We start from the raw sequence: 20,281 nt of genomic DNA on the forward strand, positions 1-20,281 counted from the left end.
AATTACCTTATTTGGAAATAATTTTTAAAGGAATAAAAAAATGTCTTTCTCTATAAATAATCTTCCATATAATTTACCAAGTAATTTAAATGAGCAGTTAAGAATATTAGCTAATATAGTTGATATTCCCTACTCTTTTGTTAAAGATGGTGGCGAAGATGAGGTGGAAGCAATCTGTGGCGCAATGCTTTACAGGCACCTCGATAGACATCAAAGAATGGAAGTAATGACTAAAATTCGTGCTTTATCTAATCGAGCACTAACCGGTAAATTGATTTCTGTTGCAATAGAACCAACTTTTATTAATAAAGATTTAGGTATATGGTCATTTACTGAGGAAGAGTTACTCGCGGATAAATACTTTCACAGCCAGATAGATACTTTTGCATCATATGTTGGTGTAGGTGCATCAGTTCTTAGTGGCAAAGATTTATTAAAACAAGTTTGGAAGCAGCGAAAAATAACTCGGGGCGGAGTTGTAACTCTCGTTATATGGGGGACTGTGCTGTTTAACAAAAGCGAACTTGCCAAAGTTAATGATGAGATAAAACGTCGTAGTTCTATTAGAACAATCTCACTCAAGCCAGTGCAATGATAATCCTGATTAAGCATGTAGCAATCACGATCATATCTTCGGCTTTAATGATATTATTGTGGGAGACAGCAACGACTAGTAAATATGAAGACTACGTATTTTTTGGCTCGTTACTGTTTATATTTGCTTATTTAAACTTTCTATCTTTTTCAAAGAAAAAATATTTATCGAAACTTTAATATGAAAAAAAATATTTTTGCTCTTATGCTTCTTTTATTTACTTTAATTATTGTTTCTCCTTTTGCTACAGCAGAGTGCGAATTCGAAGGGTTTAATAAGCCAATTTATTCTAAAATAATTAACATAAGTGGTTTTGACTCTAATTTAAGTGTATGGGTATTGAGTAAGGAACGATTAGCAAACTCGGATATCAGCTATAGCGATGAGCCCTATAGTATTTATGAGAGCCTACTCGATGCTTACCAGAAAGATACATTAGAGACAATGTTATTTTATAAGACTGAAGTCATGTACGAACATAGCACTTTTGAAAGTAGTCGCAAAATAATTAAAGCAGAATTTCCTGAAAGCACACATTTAGATGTTTTTTTTATCGAAATAGATAACAGTAGCGGAGATTACGTAATGAAAACCCTTATAACTAGTAATATAGGGATTAATAAGTTAAACGCTTTTAAAGAAGCTCTTGTTACCCGTTCGGAGGATATTTTTGATGTTTGTAAATATGCAAAAAATTAAAGTAGTTCTATTTAATTCACTTATTTACTCACTGATATTTATCGCAATTTATTTTAGCTGGGAGTCTTCAAGCGAAGACACAAGAGCCGCTATGTTTTACGGCCTAATAACTATATTTCCAATAGTTTCATTACGTTCTATATTAGTTATATATAAGGCTAGTAAATAACTAAGCAGCCAATAATATAAAAATTTGTCGTCTAGTGTAATTTTTACTCTGGGATAACAGGTATATTAATTGGCTGCAAAATTTATCCTCTTTCTATTAGTACAATTTCGATAGGCTACTTGCTCAAGCTTTACTCTATTTCCTGTTTTTACTCTTACACAGCGAGTACTTTTTGGCAGTTTTTTCTTTTGAATTACATTAAATTCGCCGTTATCTACATCGTTAAGTGTGTATTGATATGCTGTGTTACCGCCTTCAAATAAGGCCGTGAAAAGTCCGCCAATCAATGCTCCGGCAATTGCACCGCTGATCATGTCTTCGGTGTTACCATCTAAATCCTCGGCTAAACCAATGCCTGCACCAACCATGATTCCGGTTCCGATTTCTGATGACAGCTTTACCTTTTCAATTGATTCGACCGTAGCATAGTAATGCTTAATGATATGACCTTGGTCATCGCGATCAACGCCCTGAGAGGCACAGCCAGACAGTAATAAAAGGGCAATTAAACTTTTTTTCATGATTATTCTCTGTGTTGGTAATGAGTATCATCATATTCACTAATTAGTAATAAAACTGTGAGAGCTTTGTTTGTACCTGTTAGAAGATGTAAGAATGTGTTCAAAGGAAAACACCGACTGAAGCCAGGTCGGTGCTAAGGTTAAGACTATTTAACAACGTATCCGCTAAACCCCAGCGCTTTAAAATAAAGCTTAGGAATACCGTATTTGCATTCATTAAGTAACTCGCTAAAGCGCATTCTATCAAGTGGGTAAAATTCACTGTCTAAGTTTTGAGCTGTGTAGGCTTGCCCTGCATCACTTAAGCCCAAATCGGCACACACAGTAATTTGTGCTTCGCGCTCAAAGTCGGTTTCGGGTTTCATTAAATCGCTAATAAATAAGTTTGCGCCTTTATTTAAATTAGCTTTAATATTTTTTAATAGCTGCTTTTTGCTGCCGTCGTCTTTTAAAAAGTGCATTACGAGTAGGCATAGCGCCGCATCGGCCTTAGTAGATAGCTTATCAAGCTCGCCTTCAATAACATTAACGCGCTTTGCTATGCCGTGCTCTTCAAACGCGTGTTTAGCAATTGCGAGCATATCACTAGAGGTATCTTGTGCGGTAAATTGCCAAGTAGGGTTAAGCGCGGCAAGGGCGAGTATTTCTTTGCCTGTGCCTGCGCCCACGACTAAAATATGTGCGTTATCTTTAAGGGTTGCTTTAAGTTGAGCATTAGTAAGTTGGTGCAATAGCTCATAACCAGGGACTAAACGGGTAATGCGGTCGTTGTAATGCGTTGCTTGCTCGCCTGTGAATGTTGGCATTTTTTAACTCCTTTATAAGACTTCAACAGTGGAGTATCCACCACTTTTTTTACTTACATGTACTTGCGTGGCTACGCGTTCACTCATTTCACTCACATGCGATATAACCCCTACTTTACGGCCTTGTGCTTGTAATGAGTCGAGTGCGTCCATAGCAACGCTGAGTGTTTCGCTATCTAACGTACCAAACCCTTCGTCAATAAACAAAGAGTTGATTTGCACTTTGTTTGAAGAAAGCGATGCAAGCCCTAAAGCCAGTGCTAGTGATACTAAAAAAGATTCACCACCAGAGAGCGTATTAACCGAGCGTTGTTCGTCGGCCATATCGCGGTCAATAATGGCTATATCGAGCGATTGCGCAATGGCAGTGAGCTCGTAGCGTTTATTGAGGGTTTTTAAATGGCTGTTAGCATAATGCAGCAATATTTTAAGGGTTTGTGTTTGCGCTAAATTACGCATGGTTTTACCGGTTGCATCCCCTAATACTTTATTAAGCACGTGCCACTGCTCTACCTGCTTTTTAAGGGTAGCAAGTTCAGCGTGTTTGCCTTTAAGTGCTTTGGCGTTTTGATTGTGTTGCTCAAGCGCGGTATTAGTGCCAAGCAAACTATTTTGTAGCTCAGTTTGTTCATTGGCTAAGGACGTTTCTTGCTCTGCTAATTGGCTTTCGCTTTTTTCGGGCTTGTTAGTATTTTGGTGATCTGTTTGCGCCTTTTGCTGTTGCTTAAGCGCTGCATTTGCGTCTGTAAGTGCTGCTAAACGCTGCTCAAACTGCATTAATTGCTCTTTTATTTGCTCACTAGTGAGAGTTAGTAAAATAGCGATCTGTTCGTGATTTGCCTCGCTATATTGCGCTTTAAAGTCGCTAAACCAGGCATTGTAGCGCTCTTCAAGTGTATTTTGCTCTTGAGTTTGCTCTGCCAAGCGCTGCTCAATGTTTTTGAGTGTTATAGCGTGCTCATCGCGTTTTTTAATTGCGCTGTCGTGGGCTTGTTGGCTTGTATGTAATGCCTTTTGGCATTGTTCAAGCTGCGCATTAAGTTTTGCTTGGTAATCATCGGCACTTAATGGCTCGTTGTTAAATAAAGCAAGGCGCTCTGTGCGTGTGGTATTTTGCAGTTGTTGCGCTTTGGCTAAATCGTCTTTTAAAACTTTAAGCGCTTGCTCACTTTTAGCAATTAACGGTGTGAGTTGCTGTAATTGCTGATTAGCGCTGTCTATTTGTTTTTGACTTTGTTCAAGCTGAACCTGTGTTTGCTGGAACTGCTCAACCTGCTGGCTTAAATCACTCATATTAAGCGTGTTGTTTTGCAATTGCTGCCAAAAGTCACTGTGCTCAAACTGTGCATTAAGGGTGCTGGTAAGCTCGTTAACTTGCGTATTTAGCTCTGCATGTTTAGTGTTTATTTGGCCAAGCTTATTGTTTAATTCAACATGCTGATTATGCAATTGCTGCTGTGTATGTTGCTCGGCTTTCAAGTTATTTATTAGCTGATTTACTTTTTCTTGCAGGGCTGTTTGCTGTTTTTGCGATTCAAAATAGTGCGATTTTTGACTGCTGAGCTGGGCGTATGTTTCATCAAGCTGCTGTGCTGTTAAGTCGTTAAGCTCTGTACGTGCCCCTTGCATTGTTGTTTTAATTTCTAGCTGCTTTGCCTGTGCGTTCTGTATGGCTTGGCTGTATTGGGCGTGCTCAGTGACAAGTACAGCATGTTGAGTTTGGTGCTGGTGCAGCTTAGCTTGGGCGCTATCGTGTTGCTGCTTAGCTTGGTTATAACTTGTTTCAAAATCGGCTATTAGGTTATTTAATTGCGGGTTTTGGCTGCTTGCATACGGGTGCTCTTTTGCCCCGCACACTACACATGGCTCGTTAGGGGTAAGCTGCGTGCGTAAATGCTCTACGTTTTCGCTGGCACGCAGGCGAGCTTGGTTTAATGCGTATTCACTGTGTTTAAGTGCTTGCTCGCACGAGGCTAAGCTTTGTTGCAATGTTGTTTGCGTTTGCTCACTGTGTACAAGCTTGGCCGCAACCGCAGCTTGTTGTTGTGTGCTGTGTTTTATTTCTTGATTAAACTGCTGGTAGCGCAAACGCTGATCTTTTAAATATTCAATATTTTTAAGTTTGCTATCGCATTGTTCAATATTAAATTGGCGTTGTTGCTCACTTAGCTGGTTAAGATCTTTTTGTTGATGCGCAAGTTGTTGCTCTTGCAACTCTGCTTTTTTAGTTTGCTCAGCTAACAGCGCCGCTTGTTTAGCTTGCTCTTCTAACAGCTGTTGGTTTTGCGAAGCGGTTGCCTTTATTTGCTCATTGGCACTTAAATACGTATTAAAGCTATGTTGGTAATAATTCCAATCATTAGCCAATGGTTTAAGCTGCGTGTGTTCGTTTAGCCACGTTTGATGCCCAGTGCTGAGTTTGTTTGCCGCATCAAGTGCATGTTGGCTTTGCGTGTACTGCGTTTGTAATTCGCTAAGTTGCTGCTGCTCTTTTTCGCTTTGCTGAGTCAGGCTTGTAATAGTTTGTGCGTGTATAGCAAGTTGGCTGTCGAGCTCGCGGGCTTTTGCAATAATTGGCTCTGCCGTTTGCTTTTGCTCTTGCGCTGTTTTTAACTCGCTTTGCTTTGTTGTAAGTGTTGCGGCCTGCTCTTTTATAAGCGCAGCATGGTCAATCGCTTTTAAATCGCTTATTTGCGTACTAAGTGCTTTGTTTTGCGCCGTTAAGTACTCATGACGTTTGCGGTTGTCTTTTATTTCAAGGGCGCTTTGTGCTTGTTTAGCTTGCTCACTTTGCTTTGCTATTGCATCAAGCTGTTGTTGCGCGTGTTGTTGCTGCTCTAGTGCGTGTTCAAGTGCCTGCGATAAACTAGCTGCTTGCTTGTACCAATTTAAGTCTTGCTCTGTTGCTGCATGCGTTTTTTTAGTTTGCTCAATTTTTTTAAGTAACTCATCGCGCAGGGTTTGTTTAGCACTTAATTCGTCATCGCTTAACAAGGTGTAGCTTGCAAGGCTTGCATTAAGTAATTCATATTGATCTTTTAGCGCTTTATTACGCTCAAAAATACGTTTACCTATTAAGCTAAATTTATCGGTGCCGGTTAAACATTCTAAAAGTTGTGCGCGTTCATCGCCTGTGGCTTTTAAAAAGGCTGCAAACTCGTGCTGTGCTAATAATACCGCACGCGAAAACTGATCAAAGCTTAGCCCTATTTTGTTTTCTACCTCTTTTATGGTTTGGCTTTTATCGGCTATTAGGGTTTCATCGGGCAAGGTTAGTAACGTATGCTCAGCTACTTTTAACTTGCCTGTTGCTTTTTTGTGGGTACGGGTAATAACGTAGCGTGCGCGGTATAGTTGTTTATCTTGGCCAACAAAATCAACCTCAGCAAAGCCTTCCCATTTGCCTCTGCGCAGTAAGTTACGCGCATCGTTTAGCTTTATGCTGTCGCCGTTAAAATCAATTAAGTTGCCTTTATCGCCTTTTAAGCGGGCTGTTTTAGTATAAAGCGCTAAACAAATAGCATCTAAAAAGGTGCTTTTACCTGCGCCTGTGTCGCCGGTTATAGCAAACAAGCCCGCATCTTTCAGTGGAGCTTGAGTAAAGTCGATTTCGGCATCGACTATTGAGGCTAAATTATGAATACGAACTGCGGTTATTTTCATAGTTGCTCTTGCTCCGTCAGTTCACTTATTACATCGTTTAACAGTGTTTTTAGCTCATCAGGTACAGCTTGGCCGGCCATATCTTTGTCGTTTGCAAAGGCTTGTTCTAATAAGTTTAATGGGTTGAGCATTTCAATTTCGCTTAAATCTTCAAATACGGCGCTGTTATCGCTTGATGTGGTTTGTTCTCGTACCCGCTCAATGCCGCAAAATTTTACGTGTTTACCCTCAAGTGCTTGCTCTATTTGTTCTCTAAAGGTGGTGTCGGTATCACTTGATTTAAGTTTTACGCGTAAATAAGGGGCAATAGTATGTTGTGATGTATCGAGCGCTTTAATTTGCTCGCATAACTCGCTCAATGGCACACACTCCCCTTTTGGTAAGATAATCACTTCAGCAGAGCGAGGAATGTAAAGGGGGTTTACAGATGTGCTAATAGTTTGTTTTTCATCACTTTTAAATTCTACTATATTAACTTGGTGCGTGTACTTACGCTCTGAAAACGACATAGGAATGGGCGTACCGCTGTAACGAATAACGTCTTTTTTAGCGACTTGCTGCGCTTTGTGTAAATGCCCCAGTGCTACGTAGTCTGCCTTGTTACCAAATACATTGGCCGAAATAGACTCCTCCCCACCAATCACTAAATTACGTTCTGAGTCACTTGAAATATCACCGCCTTTGGCATGTAAATGCCCCATTACAATTAACGGCGAATTTTGCGCGTTAATGCTATAGGCGTGATCAAGTGCAAGCTTATAGGCTTTTTCAACGCCTTGTGCGTAACTAGGGCCGTTTTTAGTATGACTAAGTGAACTTATGTCGCTGGTACGTAAAAAAGGCATAGCGACGATTACAGCGCGTTTATTTTGCGTATTTATTTCAATCACGGTATTGCCTGGGTCGGTTACTTCAAAGCGCCCCACTACATGGGTGTCAAACTGAGCAAGTAAGGGCTGCGCCGCTAATATACGATTTGCTGAGTCGTGGTTGCCGGCAATAATAACAACATGCAATTGCGGGCAACGCTTTTTAGCATCTTTTATAAATTGGTAGAGTTGGTTTTCGGCGCTGGCACTGGGTGTGGCAGTATGATAAATGTCGCCTGCAACTAAAAGTATATCTATGTGTTGCTCTACAAGGGTGCTAAGTAGCCAAGTAAAAAATGCAGCGTGCTCATCACGGCGGTCATGTTCATAAAATTGTTGGCCTAGGTGCCAATCTGAGGTGTGGAGAACTTTCATATCGCGCTCTTAAAAAACCATAAGAGCGCCAATATACCCAAGGCAAGTAAAGATGCAAGCCTCGGGAGGGCTTTAGTTTAGGTAAAACTATATATAGCAATAATAATGACAGGAAGCGCTAACAAAGCCATACCTAGCGGCATTTTTAAACTTTTAGTTTGCTTTGCTTGCAATGCTTTTATGGCATTCGTTTCGTTACAGGCGGCTACTTTATCAATATAAAAATAACCTGAGTCTAGATACTGCTTACAACTTTGCTGATTTGCTGGAATGGCTATTAGCTCTTGTTGTTTTTTTAGGATATAAAAATCCATACACCCACCACATTTCTTACTGGTAATAAGTACATATTTGAGAATAATTGTAACGATTTTATTATGCTCAAATAAAAAAAGTGGGCGATTTTAAATATAAAATGCACTAAATATCAACCTAAAATTTCACTATTTTTAATTTATCGTATAAATAGTTAATATTAGTGAGATCACGGCAATATTTGCGCCAATTATTAGCCACTTTTTACTGTGTTTTTGTTCAGTAGATAGGCGTTTTAGTGCATCTTGCTTATTGCATGCCGACACCACATTAACATACGAATATTGGTTTGATTCGTAGCGCTCTAGTAAGTCTTTATCAGCAGGGATAGCTTCGAGCTGATGATCTTTTTTTACAATGTAAAATTTCATATCGGGCTCCTTTAGTTTAAATATGCTGCTTAATTTGTATTGAACCTGAGCGCATTTAAACCGTGTAAACACTGCTAACGCTATAAATTTAAGCTCAATTAAAACAACATATTTTTGCACCTTAATTTAATCCTAAGCTAATGGCATGAATTAGGCCTGAACCCTTATGAATACTGTGTTTGTACCTTAATTAATACACATCAACTAGCTGTAAAGTGTAAACCCCCTTTACAGTTTTAAAATCGGCTTAATTTACTGATTCAAAAACCATGTTAAAACAACGTGAATATTACCGTGTTTAATGGGCGGTTGGTCGCTAATTAATTGAACAAAAATAGTAACTTTGTCAAAGTACGCTCACAAAATTCCACTAGGACTCATAATGAAAAAAACAGTTCTTACGCTAAGCGCGTTTGTGTTGCCTTTGGCAATGTCGAGCGCTGTGTTAGCGTCATCCGTTGAGCAAACTAAAGGCTCATTCGTTGATAAGTTTCGCCAGTTAGACGAAGCGCTTCCTACCCCAAATGTTTATCGTAGTGCCGCAGGTGAGCCAGGCGAAAAATACTGGCAGCAACGTGTTAATTACGACATAGATGTAAAGCTTGATGAAAAAAAGCGCCGCTTAACAGCAAGCCAAAGCATTGAGTATAAAAATAACTCGCCGCATACACTTAAATATTTGTGGTTACAGTTAGATCAAAATATTTTTAAAAGCGACTCAATTGCCGAAACCACAAAAACGTTTAAAAGCACGCTAAATAGTTTACCTGCGCAAAAGCCGGCTAAATTAAGTTTAGGTGAGCTACGTCGTCAACAATTTATGAGCGACAACGAGTTAGGCTATACAATTAGCAATGTAAAAGATGACAATGGCGATGAACTGCGCATTACTGTTGTTGATACGCTAATGCGTATAGATTTAAACGAGCCGCTAAAACCAGGCAAAGAAGCTGAGTTTAGTATGAACTTTGCTTTTAACATTGTTGAAGAAGATGCCGTAGGTGCACGTTCTGGTTACGAGCACTTTGAAGAAGATGGCAACGATATATTTTTACTTGCACAGTGGTTTCCGCGTTTAGCTGCTTACACCGATTACGAAGCATGGACAAACAAGCCGTTTTTAGGCCGTGGTGAGTTTACGCTTGAGTTTGGTGATTACGATGTAGAAATTACTGTACCTGCTGATCATATTGTATCGGCAACAGGTAAGTTAGATAACGCAAGCAAAGTGCTTACTCGCACGCAGCGTAACCGCTTAGAAAAAGCTGAAACAGCAAAGCGCCCTGTATTTATTGTTACTGAAGAAGAAGCGTTAGAAAACGAAAAACAAGGTACCGATAAAACAAAAACATGGCACTTTAAAGCAGAAAATGTGCGTGACTTTGCGTGGGCGTCGTCGCGTAAATTTATGTGGGATGCAAAGGGCTATCAGCAAGGTGGCGATGAACAACCTTTAGTGATGGCTATGTCGTTTTACCCTAAAGAGGGTGGCGATTTATGGAAAAAGTATTCAACTGAATCTGTAGTACATACGATGGAAGTGTACTCTCGCTATTCATTTGACTACCCATACCCTGTAGCGCAATCGGTAAATGGCCCTGTAGGTGGTATGGAATACCCAATGATCACTTTTAATGGCCCCCGTACAGAGCTGCAAGATGATGGCTCGCGCACTTATTCTCAAGCTGAAAAACGCTTTTTAATTGGTGTGGTTATTCATGAAGTTGGCCATATTTACTTCCCTATGATTGTAAACTCTGATGAGCGCCAATGGACCTGGATGGATGAAGGTTTAAATAGCTTTTTAGATGGCGTTGCAGGGCGTGAATGGGACCCAACTATACCGTGGGGTGTTGAGCCGCGCGATATTGTAAGCTACATGAAATCGCAAAACCAAGTACCTATTATGACGCAGTCAGACAGCGTACTTCGTTTAGGCCCTAATGCTTATACTAAACCAGCCGCGGCACTTAATATATTACGTGAAGTTATTTTAGGCCGTGACTTATTCGACTTTGCTTTTAAAGAGTACGCACAGCGCTGGAAATACAAGCGCCCTACTCCAGCAGATTTTTTCCGTACGATGGAAGAAGCCTCTGGTGTTGATTTAGATTGGTTTTGGCGCGGCTGGTTTTACAGCACCGACCATGTAGATATCTCGTTAGATAAAGTGTATCAATTACGTTTAGATACTAAAAACCCTGATATTGACTTTAAACGCTTACGCGATATAGAAGCAGACAAACCAACATCACTATTTGTTAAGCGCAACCGTGAAGAAGGTAAGCAAACTTGGGTTGAAAAAAATCCAGATATTACCGACTTTTACGACGAAAACGACCGCTTTACTGTTACCAATAAAGAACGAAACGCGTACAACAAGTTTTTAAAAGGCTTAGAGCCGTGGGAGCGTAAAACGCTAGATCGTGCGCTTGAAGAAGATAAAAACTACTATGTTATGGAGTTTTCAAATCTAGGTGGCTTGGTAATGCCTATTTTATTAGAGCTAACTTATGAAGATGGCACAACCGAAGAGCGTTACATTCCGGCTGAAATTTGGCGCCGTAATCACAAAAATGTACAAAAGCTTATTGTTACAGATAAAAATAAGCCATTGGTATCGGTAAGCGTTGACCCTCGCTGGGAAACAGCTGATGTAGATGTTGAGAACAACAACTACCCTCGTCGTATTATTCCTTCACGTATTGAAGTGTATAAAAAGAAAAAGAGTAAAGCGAAAGTAAGTCGAGATATTATGCAAGACATTAAAACTGAGCTTAAAAAAGACGAGAAAAAAGATGGTGAGGAGCAACAATAATGCGCTTTTTGCTTATTATTGTTTGCCTTTTAGTTGCTGCGCCAAGTATGGCGCATCAACTAAAGTCATCGGTTACTACGGTGCTTTTTAATAAACGCACTAACAATATTGAGCTTATGCATCGCTTTTATTTACATGATACTGAGCATGCTGTAGCGCATTTATTTAATGGAAAAGCCGATATCATTAGCAACAAGGCCGACCAACAACGTTTTGTAGAGTATGTTGAGTCGCATGTTGCGCTGCAAACCTTAAAGGGTAAGCCATTAACGCTTAGCCAAGTAGGTGCGCAAATTGATGGAAAGTTTTTTTGGGTGTATCAAGAAGCTCCTATCCCAAAAGGGATTGAAGGCATAAAAATGAGTAACGGCGCACTGCGTGACTTATGGCCTTCTCAAGTAAATATGGTAAACGTAGAAGGTAAAGGCAAGATTAAAACACTTCACTTTACCCAAAACGATACCTGGCTCGAGGCTAAGTTCGAGCAATAAGTACTTCCCCAACCTACGCGCACTGCAGTTTATGTGCGCGTATTCTCCTTTTGTTTATGCTGTGTTCATTTTTGATCTGTTATTACTAGCTGTTCGTAGAATTTTAGTAATTAATTGGTGTTTATAAGGCTAAGTAATAGATAAGTGAATACTTTTCTAATAATTTGTTTGATAAACATTTGCTAAATTATTCTCATGAAGTAGAGTCATTATGTGTACACATGTTGTATTGATTTTTACCCCATTCAAGGAATGATATGAAAGCTCAAGTAGAGGCTATTCAAGGAGTTATATTTGATTTAGATGGCACGTTAGTATCGTCTGAGTTAGATTTCTCTCTTATAAAAGCACAAATAGGTTGCCCATGCGAGCAAGACCTACTTGATTATATTGCCCAGCTTCCATCGCCCTACATGCGTGAAGAGGCGATGAATATAGTGCATCAGCACGAGCTGCAAGACGCTCAGTTTGCCACTATATTGCCAGGCGTAACCGAAGCCGTTAACGCCCTTAAAGTTAAAAATATTCCTATGGCTATTGTTACCCGCAATTTTGATAAAGCGGCAGCCATAAAGCTACAAAATAACCCACTACCTATCGAAACGGTATTAACCCGTAGCGATGCCCCAGCCAAACCCGATCCCAGTGCCTTAAATGCAATTGCCACGCTTTGGAATATAAACGCCAGCAACTTGTTATACGTAGGGGATTTTTTATACGACATTCAAGCAGCACATAATGCAAATATGCGCGCATGTTTGTACGCGCCAAATGCGGTGCCTATTTATGCCGACCAAGCTGATTACGTTTTACGTGAATTTACCGAGTTAGTTACTTTAGTCGAAAGTTACTCACAAAAAGTTGAGTTATGTTAAATAGAGTGTAACTTTTATTTTTGCGTAATTACTCCTGCATTATTCACATAGGAACGGCCTTATTTATTTAGCAAATAGGTTGTTTTAAATTCAGTTTGTAAAGTTCAACAGACCCTAGCCCAATAGGGTTTGAATTGGTAAAATATGGCAAAATTAACGTATTGATTAGAGGCACAAGATGGGCAGAGCATTTGAAGTCCGTAAGAGCTCGATGGCTAAAACAGCCAACGCAAAAACTAAAGTTAACTCAAAGTACGGTAAAGAAATTTATGTTGCCGCTAAAAATGGCGAACCAGACCCCGATGTCAATCAATCACTGCGTCGTCTAATAGAAAAAGCAAAAAAAGACCAGGTTCCTGCTCACGTAATAGAAAAAGCAATTGAAAAAGCAGCCGGTGGGGCAGGGGAAGATTATTCGCCCGCACGTTACGAAGGCTATGGCCCAGGTAACTGCATGGTTATTGTTGATTGCTTAACCGACAACCCAAACCGTACAATTAAAGATGTACGTTTACCGTTTACCAAAACAGATTCAAAAATTGGTACTCCGGGCTGTGTTGCACATATGTTCGATCACCTTGCTGTACTTGGTTTTGCCGGTGACGATGACGAAGTGGTCCTTGAAGCACTAATGATGGCCGACGTTGATGTAACCGACGTTGAAGTTGAAAATGGTAAAGTGTCGGTATTTGCACCCCATACTGAGTACTATAAAGCGAAAACAGCGCTTGAGGAAAACTTTGAAGGGATTAACTTTGAAGTAGATGAAATTACGTTTGTTCCGCAAGTGCATGTAGAAATTGAAGATGAAGAAGTTATTGCTAATTTTGACAAGTTCATCAACATGCTTGAAGACTGTGATGACGTTCAAAACGTGTATCACAATGCAATTGTTAAAAATTAATTTAAAGCAAAACTACAGTTAGCTTTAAATAAACAAAAAGCGCGTTTTGTGTAGGCAAAACGCGCTTTTTTGCTGTTAAACTAATGTTAACTATTCAGCTAGGTTATGGTGTTTTGCTTTATATTTTAAGCGGTAGCTGTGTAATAGGGGCTCGGTGTATCCACTTGGCTGCTTAGCACCTTCTAATACAAGCGCTAAAGCGGCTTGATAAGCAATACTATTTTTAAGTGACTCGTCGCTTTGTGCCATTGGCTTGTACGCGCTGTCGTGCTCATTTTGGCCATCAACCACTTTAGCCATTTTAGCCATAATCGACTCTATTTGTTGTTGAGTACACACCCCATGCTGTAGCCAATTTGCCATATGTTGACTTGAAATACGCAAGGTTGCTCTGTCTTCCATTAAGCCTATGTGGTTAATATCAGGCACTTTTGAGCAGCCAATACCTTGGTCTATCCAGCGTACTACGTAGCCTAAAATGCCTTGTGCATTGTTCTCAAGCTCACTTTGAATATCTTCTTTACTGAGCGTTTTCGGCTGTGCCATTAAAGGCGGTGTAAGTAAATCAGTAAGGCTTGCCATGCCTCGTTTGGCAATTTCTTTTTGCTCGGTAAATACATCTACATCGTGATAATGCATAGCGTGCAAAGTGGCTGCGGTAGGCGAGGGCACCCACGCGGTATTAGCGCCAGATTGCACATGAGCAAGCTTTTGCTCCATCATAAGTGCCATTTTATTTGGCATTGGCCACATACCTTTACCTATTTGTGCTTTACCGCTTAGGCCGCAGGCAAGGCCTGTATCAACGTTACGGTCTTCGTATGCTTTGATCCACGGCTGAGCTTTAATTGCGGCCTTTGGCAAAGCGACCCCTGCGTGCATAGAGGTATGAATTTCATCGCCCGTGCGGTCTAAAAAGCCAGTATTTATAAACACCGCGCGCGCTTTGGCTGCGTGTATACAGGCTTTTAAATTGACTGAAGTACGGCGCTCTTCATCCATAATTCCCATTTTTAGGGTGTTTTTTGGCAAGCTAAGCGCTTCTTCTACCATGCTAAAAAGCGTATTTGTAAAAGCAACTTCTTCAGGGCCATGCATTTTGGGTTTTACAATATTGATGCTTTGAGCACTGGTGTTTTTAATGCCTGTTTTTTTATTTAAATCGTGCAGGGCTGCGGTTGCGCTAAACATCGCATCCATAATGCCTTCAAATACGGGTTGGCCGTAAATGTCGGTAATAGCAGGGTTGGTCATTAAGTGACCTACATTACGGACAAACATCATGCTGCGGCCTTTAAGCGTAAGGCTGCTACCGTCAAGGGCTGTATATTGCCTATCGCTTTGTAAAGTACGCTCTATGGTTTTATCGCCTTTTTTAAACGATTCAACCAAGTTACCTTGCATTAAACCCAGCCAGTTTTTGTAAACTTGTACTTTATCCTCGGCATCTACTGCGGCAACAGAGTCTTCGCAATCCATAATGGTTGTTAGTGCAGCTTCAAGCAAAACATCTTTTAATCCTGCTTTGTCGGCTTGGCCAATAGGGTGGTGATGGTCTATTTGCAGCTCTACATGCAGGCCATTGTTTTTTAATAAAATAGCACTTGGGTTTTGCGCCTCGCCTTGGTAGCCAATAAGTTGCTCAGGGTTTTTTAATTGAGTATGCGAGCTGTCTCTTAGGGTGATAGACAGGGCGCCTTCAACAATTGAGTAGTTGGTGCTTTCTATGTGTGAGCCATTTTTAAGGGGCAGGGCCTTATCTAAAAACTGGCGCGCATACGCCATTACTTTAAAACCACGAACTGGATTATACGTAGTGCCTTTTTCAGCGCCGTCGTCTTCACTTAATACGTCGGTGCCGTACAGCGCATCGTATAACGAACCCCAGCGCGCGTTAGCCGCATTAAGCGCAAAACGTGCGTTGCTAACAGGCACAACAAGCTGAGGGCCTGCGCTGAGTGCTATTTCGGGCTCTACATTTTGCGTTTCAATGGCAAAGTCTGCAGGCTCTGGTACTAGGTAGCCAATGTCTGTTAAAAACGCTTGGTACTGCGCGCTATCCCACGTTTTATTTGTTTTATGGTAGTCATCTATTTGTTGTTGTAGCTGCTCGCGCTTAGCTAAAAGAGCGTTATTTTTCGGGGTAAGCGTTTGTACTATGTTTGCAAAGCTTTGCCAAAATTGCTGCTCAGATAAATGAGTGCCTGGGAGTAGCTGTGTTTTTACAAAGTTGGCCAGCTGTGTATCTACGCTTAGCCCTGAGTGTGTGAGAGTGTGTGCCATATTTACCTTCCTTAAACGGTCGCGGTGTTGTTGTGTGCGTTAAAGCAACAATAACGCAAAAAAGGCTCAGTGCGTGCTTTTTAGCCATTCACAAAAAATATAGCGGTAATAACAACTATAAATTTACTAAATCTAAAAAATAAGCCTAATGTTGAATTAAGCGATACGGAGCACACACTCCTAGCCACTCTCACAATAATTTAAATAATTTATAGACCCGTTCGAAGGATTTTATTATGACAACATACACACGTGAAACCGATACTCTAGCAACACTTTGCCAATCTCAAGGTAGCGCATGGAAAGCCATTAACCCTGAATATGCAAGCCGCATGCGTTTACAAAACCGCTTTCGTACAGGGATTGAAATTGCACAATACACCGCAGATGTAATGCGAGAAGATATGGCCGCTTACGATAAAGACACCAGCCAATACACACAGTCTTTAGGTTGTTGGCATGGTTTTACTGCGCAACAAATGATGATGGCAATAAAGCGTCATCAAAAAACAACTAAGCGCAGTTATGTTTACTTAAGTGGTTGGATGGTTGCTGCACTTCGCTCTGCATTTGGCCCGTTACCGGATCAAAGCATGCACGAAAAAACCTCAGTGCCTGCGCTTATTGAAGAGATTTATACATTTTTAAAACAAGCCGATGCCCGTGAACTAGACCACTTATTTAATGATCTAGACGAAGCGAAAGCCAATGGCGGCGATGTGCAAGCGGTGCTTGATAAAATTGATAATTTTGAGACACATGTAGTGCCTATTATTGCCGATATTGATGCTGGTTTTGGTAACGAAGAAGCAACCTACCTACTTGCTAAAAAGATGATTGAAGCAGGTGCGTGTGCCATTCAAATAGAAAACCAAGTGTCTGACGCTAAACAATGTGGTCACCAAGCAGGTAAAGTAACTGTACCGCACGAAGATTTTTTAGCAAAAATTAACGCTGTACGTTACGCATTTTTAGAACTCGGTATTGATAACGGTATTATTGTTGCGCGTACCGACTCATTAGGTGCAAGCCTTACGCAAAAAGTGCCTGTGTCTCAAGCGCCAGGAGACTTAGCTAGCCAGTACAACGCGTTTTTAGAAACCACACCTATTAACGGTGTAGATGATTTAAACGAAGGTGATACGGCAATGAAAATTAATGGCCAATTATGTAAGCCAACGCGTTTAGAAAACGGTTTATACCAATTCCGCGAAGGCACTGAAAAAGACCGCGTAGTACTAGATTGTGTAACAAGCTTACAATCGGGCGCTGATTTATTGTGGATTGAAACCGAAAAACCACATGTTAAGCAAATTGCAGAGCTAGTTAACCGCGTTAAAGAGCAAGTGCCTGATGCTAAACTTGTTTATAACAATTCACCGTCATTCAACTGGACGCTTAAGTTCCGTGAGCAAGTGTATCAAGAGTGGCAAGAAGCGGGTCGCGATTTGAGCGCTTACCCAAGCCTAGGTGATAATAAAGGCCTAATGGCGCCAGAAATGGACGATACAGAGCTTGCTGCTGAAGCGGATGTATTAGTGCAAAACTTCCAGCGCGATGGTGCACGTGAAGCGGGTATTTTCCATCACTTAATTACACTGCCTACATACCATACGGCTGCACTAAGCACCGATATTTTATCAGAAGGTTACTTTGGTGATATGGGCATGCTTGCTTATGTACGTGATGTACAACGTCAAGAAATTCGCCGCGAACAAGCCTCAGTTAAGCACCAAGATTTAGCTGGGTCTAATATTGGCGATACGCACAAAGAGTACTTCTCTGGTGAAAACGCACTTAAAGCCGGTGGTGAAGATAACACCATGAACCAGTTTTAACTTTTCTAGATAGTGTTACTCAAGGGCCGTAAGGCCCTTTTTTTATTATATTAATATAAATCAGGCTCGGCTAAATTTAGTTGTGGATCACAATTTAACTAGGTAGATATTAAGTACAGCTATATGGCTGCTTTTTTACTGTAAAGCCGCTTTAAAGTGCAAAATCCCCCTATTAAAAGGCTGTTTTTAGCTGTTTTACTAAGTATAAGTAAAATAATAAACCGAAATTTTACTAACTTGGTGCCTTTATAAAACAATTTTTTACTAACTGAGTGCTTATAAACAGTGGCTCAAACCGATTTTTTACCAACTCAAACGATTAAAATTACAATAAACCGAAATTTTACTAACTGAAAAACACCTAAGTCCGATATGGATAAGCTCAAAACTGTAAAGGGGGTTTACAGTTTGGCATTAATTAACCTAAGCGTTGGTAATTACAAAAAAATAGCCACCTAGGTGTGGCTATTTTTAAAACTAAATGCAGTGCTTATTTTTTGTTTGAGTGTTTATCAAACCACCATTGAATGTAGGCAACCTTGGTCATTAAGTTAGAAGGGCGCGCCGTAATACCGTGTGAAGCATTAGGAATACGCACCATAGCGGTATCAACACCTTGCAGCTTAAGGGCTTGATAAAACTGCTCGGTTTCAGAAATAGGGGTACGGTAATCTGCCTCCCCTGTTAAAAGCATAGTGGGCGTTGTTACGTTACCTACATAGCTAATAGGTGAGCGTTTCATATAGTGCTCAATATGATCCCAAGGTTTACCTGGGAACCAGTAATCGGCAAAAAATGGATAAAAGTCGGCAGTTAGTACAAAACTGATCCAATTAATAACGGGTTTAGCCACCACTGCTGCTGCAAACCTGTCGGTGTGCCCTACAATCCATGCGGTTAATACACCACCGCCAGAGCCACCTGTTACAAATAGTTTAGACTCATCAATAAAGCCTTTCGCTATTAGCGCATCAACGCCGGTCATTAAATCGTCAAAATCGTTACTTGGGTAATTATGATGAATTGTTTGGGCAAACGTTTTACCGTATGAGTCACTGCCTCGTGGGTTCATGTATAAAACCACGTTTCCTTTGGCTGCAAACAATTGCACCTCGGTACTAAAGTGAGGGCCATAATTAGCCACAGGGCCGCCATGAATTTCTAATACAAGTGGGTATTTTTTTGATTTATCAAACCCAGGTGGGTATGCAATCCAGCCTTGAATTGGCAGCTGGTCGTGGCTCGATTTAAGCCAAATCTCTTCTACGTTGGCAAGTTCTTTATCGCCTAACGCATCGGCATTGAGTGTAGTGAGGCGACGAGCTTTGCCTCGTTTTATAGTGGCTATATCTGCAGGGCGCTGAGTATCGGCAAGTGTAAAAGCAATATCGCCATCTTCGCTTACATCAAAATCGCCGCCCGAATAAGGACGACCAAACGCAACGCTACCTATTTGCTCGGTGAGCACTTTACGCTTACCACTGCGTGGTTGGTAGGCAAGGGCTGTTTGGCCTTCGTCTGCGTAGCTAAAGTAAACCCCTTTTGAATTGGCACTCCATTTAATTTGCCCCACACTTCTATCAAAATTAGGGGTTAGGCTTTTTGTATCGCCCGTTTTTAAATCACGAATATAAAGCTGCGTGTTTTCGTAATTGGTGCGTTTATCATCATACCCTGTAAAGGCCAAGTAACGCCCATCGGGAGATACTTTAGGTTGTTGGTCAGGGCCGTTTCTATTGGTAATGGCAGCAATTTTTAAGGTGCTTAAATCAAGCTGGTATATTTCACTATTAGTGGGCTTTAGTTGATTTTGCTCATGCCGATTGGCCGAAAAATAAAGGCTATTGCCGTTTTTACTAAAGCTTACTTCGCCGGCGTTATTAAACTCATCGTGTGTGAGCTGCTTTGCATTGCCGCCATTTGCATCTATTGCAAATAATTGGCTAAAGCCTTTTTGGCTATAACCGCCTCCGTCGGCGCGGTAGTATACATCGTCTATAAATTTAGCAGGTTCGGCCCATGTAGCGCCTTTAGGCTTGCCAGGTAAGTTAACAGGTGGTGCACTGCTACTTGGTACAAACATACTAAAAATAAGCTGCTGAGAGTCGGGATGCCAGGTAATTGCGCGTGGGCTGCTGGTTAGGTTACTAATTTTTGCTACAGCACCTGTTTTAAGCCACTTCATATAAATTTGGCTGCTGCCATCGCGGTTAGATATAAATGCAAGGCGTTGCCCGTCTGGCGATAGTACCGGGGAGTGATCCATATGCACGCCCGAGGTAAGCGGTTGCAGTTGTTTAGTTTTATAATCAACTGACCAAATATTACTGACTTTACGGTCCGTTTTTATATCCATACGGTTACGTACAAAGTACACCGTTTTACCATCGTCTGTTATATCAATTTGATTGGCGTATTCAAGGTTAAACACATCTTGTAGCTGTAATGTGTTGTCCTTTGCAAAAGCTAACTGGTTACTACCAAGTAATAAACTGCTACTTAAACTAAGTGCTAAAAGCGTCTTCATTTGTATTCCCTGCTGTGGTTTTTGTATATGTAGTTATATGTCAGCAGGCAAGGGATGAAAAGCGCGATGCGGTGAAACTATAATTTAATACCGGTTTAAGTAAAGCATGGTTACTTTATAGTAATAAATAGCGGGCTTACTGCGTTAAATTTTTTATATGCA

15 protein-coding genes are annotated in these 20,281 nt (G+C 40.8%); 7 read left to right on the forward strand and 8 right to left on the reverse strand.

Translation table 11 applies throughout. The annotated features are described in order from the left end of the window. Positions 1 to 40 precede the first annotated feature (40 nt). Entirely contained in the window at positions 41 to 595 is a 555-nt protein-coding gene (locus MTF68_RS07290) for a hypothetical protein (RefSeq protein ID WP_248462107.1), read from the forward strand. Between the two features lie 180 nt (positions 596 to 775). Further along, positions 776 to 1,294, forward strand: a complete 519-nt coding sequence (locus tag MTF68_RS07295) for a hypothetical protein (RefSeq protein ID WP_248462108.1) — start codon at positions 776 to 778, stop codon at positions 1,292 to 1,294. 234 nt (positions 1,295 to 1,528) lie between these two features. On the opposite strand, the gene MTF68_RS07300 is transcribed toward MTF68_RS07295, so the two are convergent. From MTF68_RS07300 to MTF68_RS07325, 6 genes are all read right to left on the reverse strand, one after another. Then, positions 1,529 to 1,984 (reverse strand): hypothetical protein, encoded by a 456-nt coding sequence (locus MTF68_RS07300; protein ID WP_248462109.1) that lies wholly within the window; start codon positions 1,982 to 1,984, stop codon positions 1,529 to 1,531. Positions 1,985 to 2,130: 146 nt separating this feature from the next. Then, positions 2,131 to 2,790 (reverse strand): class I SAM-dependent methyltransferase, encoded by a 660-nt coding sequence (locus MTF68_RS07305; RefSeq protein ID WP_248462110.1) that lies wholly within the window; start codon positions 2,788 to 2,790, stop codon positions 2,131 to 2,133. 12 nt (positions 2,791 to 2,802) lie between these two features. Next, complete coding sequence (locus MTF68_RS07310; protein ID WP_248462111.1) at positions 2,803 to 6,453, reverse strand: AAA family ATPase; 3,651 nt, start codon at positions 6,451 to 6,453, stop codon at positions 2,803 to 2,805. Continuing rightward, positions 6,450 to 7,697, reverse strand: coding sequence for an exonuclease SbcCD subunit D C-terminal domain-containing protein (locus MTF68_RS07315; RefSeq protein ID WP_248462112.1), 1,248 nt, complete (start codon positions 7,695 to 7,697; stop codon positions 6,450 to 6,452). The genes MTF68_RS07310 and MTF68_RS07315 overlap by 4 nt, the downstream gene beginning before the upstream one ends. A 77-nt stretch (positions 7,698 to 7,774) precedes the next feature. Continuing rightward, a complete protein-coding gene (locus tag MTF68_RS07320) occupies positions 7,775 to 8,011 on the reverse strand; it encodes a hypothetical protein (RefSeq protein WP_004588266.1) in 237 nt (78 codons plus the stop codon). A 135-nt stretch (positions 8,012 to 8,146) separates the two neighbouring features. Continuing rightward, on the reverse strand, positions 8,147 to 8,383 hold the full coding sequence (locus MTF68_RS07325; protein WP_004588265.1) for a hypothetical protein: 237 nt from the start codon (positions 8,381 to 8,383) through the stop codon (positions 8,147 to 8,149). A 382-nt stretch (positions 8,384 to 8,765) separates the two neighbouring features. Between MTF68_RS07325 and MTF68_RS07330 the strand changes: the two genes are divergently transcribed. The 4 genes from MTF68_RS07330 (at position 8,766) to MTF68_RS07345 (ending at position 13,471) form a co-directional block, all read left to right on the forward strand. Beyond that, positions 8,766 to 11,201, forward strand: coding sequence for a M1 family metallopeptidase (locus MTF68_RS07330; protein ID WP_248462113.1), 2,436 nt, complete (start codon positions 8,766 to 8,768; stop codon positions 11,199 to 11,201). Beyond that, the gene (locus MTF68_RS07335) at positions 11,201 to 11,692 is read left to right on the forward strand and encodes a DUF6702 family protein (RefSeq protein WP_004588263.1); all 492 of its coding nucleotides are present in this window, start codon (positions 11,201 to 11,203) and stop codon (positions 11,690 to 11,692) included. The genes MTF68_RS07330 and MTF68_RS07335 overlap by 1 nt, the downstream gene beginning before the upstream one ends. A gap of 257 nt (positions 11,693 to 11,949) precedes the next feature. Next, the gene (locus MTF68_RS07340) at positions 11,950 to 12,567 is read left to right on the forward strand and encodes an HAD-IA family hydrolase (protein ID WP_004588262.1); all 618 of its coding nucleotides are present in this window, start codon (positions 11,950 to 11,952) and stop codon (positions 12,565 to 12,567) included. A gap of 178 nt (positions 12,568 to 12,745) precedes the next feature. Next, positions 12,746 to 13,471, forward strand: coding sequence for a YebC/PmpR family DNA-binding transcriptional regulator (locus tag MTF68_RS07345; RefSeq protein WP_054982058.1), 726 nt, complete (start codon positions 12,746 to 12,748; stop codon positions 13,469 to 13,471). A 90-nt stretch (positions 13,472 to 13,561) separates the two neighbouring features. Here the strand turns inward: MTF68_RS07345 and MTF68_RS07350 are convergent, their stop codons facing one another. Beyond that, positions 13,562 to 15,754 (reverse strand): malate synthase G, encoded by a 2,193-nt coding sequence (locus tag MTF68_RS07350; protein ID WP_248462114.1) that lies wholly within the window; start codon positions 15,752 to 15,754, stop codon positions 13,562 to 13,564. A 236-nt stretch (positions 15,755 to 15,990) separates the two neighbouring features. On the opposite strand from MTF68_RS07350, the gene MTF68_RS07355 reads away from it, so the two are divergent. After that, the gene (locus MTF68_RS07355; protein WP_248462115.1) at positions 15,991 to 17,592 is read left to right on the forward strand and encodes an isocitrate lyase; all 1,602 of its coding nucleotides are present in this window, start codon (positions 15,991 to 15,993) and stop codon (positions 17,590 to 17,592) included. Positions 17,593 to 18,082: 490 nt separating this feature from the next. On the opposite strand, the gene MTF68_RS07360 is transcribed toward MTF68_RS07355, so the two are convergent. After that, a complete protein-coding gene (locus MTF68_RS07360; RefSeq protein WP_248462116.1) occupies positions 18,083 to 20,119 on the reverse strand; it encodes a S9 family peptidase in 2,037 nt (678 codons plus the stop codon). Positions 20,120 to 20,281: the final 162 nt, after the last annotated feature.

The sequence above is a fragment of the Pseudoalteromonas sp. 2CM37A genome, from assembly GCF_023161885.1.
In the GTDB taxonomy this organism is placed as follows: Bacteria; Pseudomonadota; Gammaproteobacteria; order Enterobacterales; family Alteromonadaceae; genus Pseudoalteromonas; species Pseudoalteromonas atlantica.

What these genes read in the sequence shown, in the direction of transcription:
- MTF68_RS07290 (WP_248462107.1), top strand. Translation starts at nt 41, where the DNA reads ATGTCTTTCTCTATAAATAATCTTCCATATAATTTACCAAGTAATTTA.
- MTF68_RS07295 (WP_248462108.1), top strand. Translation starts at nt 776, where the DNA reads ATGAAAAAAAATATTTTTGCTCTTATGCTTCTTTTATTTACTTTAATT.
- MTF68_RS07300 (WP_248462109.1), bottom strand. Translation starts at nt 1,984, where the DNA reads ATGAAAAAAAGTTTAATTGCCCTTTTATTACTGTCTGGCTGTGCCTCT.
- MTF68_RS07305 (WP_248462110.1), bottom strand. Translation starts at nt 2,790, where the DNA reads ATGCCAACATTCACAGGCGAGCAAGCAACGCATTACAACGACCGCATT.
- MTF68_RS07310 (WP_248462111.1), bottom strand. Translation starts at nt 6,453, where the DNA reads ATGAAAATAACCGCAGTTCGTATTCATAATTTAGCCTCAATAGTCGAT.
- MTF68_RS07315 (WP_248462112.1), bottom strand. Translation starts at nt 7,697, where the DNA reads ATGAAAGTTCTCCACACCTCAGATTGGCACCTAGGCCAACAATTTTAT.
- MTF68_RS07320 (WP_004588266.1), bottom strand. Translation starts at nt 8,011, where the DNA reads ATGGATTTTTATATCCTAAAAAAACAACAAGAGCTAATAGCCATTCCA.
- MTF68_RS07325 (WP_004588265.1), bottom strand. Translation starts at nt 8,383, where the DNA reads ATGAAATTTTACATTGTAAAAAAAGATCATCAGCTCGAAGCTATCCCT.
- MTF68_RS07330 (WP_248462113.1), top strand. Translation starts at nt 8,766, where the DNA reads ATGAAAAAAACAGTTCTTACGCTAAGCGCGTTTGTGTTGCCTTTGGCA.
- MTF68_RS07335 (WP_004588263.1), top strand. Translation starts at nt 11,201, where the DNA reads ATGCGCTTTTTGCTTATTATTGTTTGCCTTTTAGTTGCTGCGCCAAGT.
- MTF68_RS07340 (WP_004588262.1), top strand. Translation starts at nt 11,950, where the DNA reads ATGAAAGCTCAAGTAGAGGCTATTCAAGGAGTTATATTTGATTTAGAT.
- MTF68_RS07345 (WP_054982058.1), top strand. Translation starts at nt 12,746, where the DNA reads ATGGGCAGAGCATTTGAAGTCCGTAAGAGCTCGATGGCTAAAACAGCC.
- MTF68_RS07350 (WP_248462114.1), bottom strand. Translation starts at nt 15,754, where the DNA reads ATGGCACACACTCTCACACACTCAGGGCTAAGCGTAGATACACAGCTG.
- MTF68_RS07355 (WP_248462115.1), top strand. Translation starts at nt 15,991, where the DNA reads ATGACAACATACACACGTGAAACCGATACTCTAGCAACACTTTGCCAA.
- MTF68_RS07360 (WP_248462116.1), bottom strand. Translation starts at nt 20,119, where the DNA reads ATGAAGACGCTTTTAGCACTTAGTTTAAGTAGCAGTTTATTACTTGGT.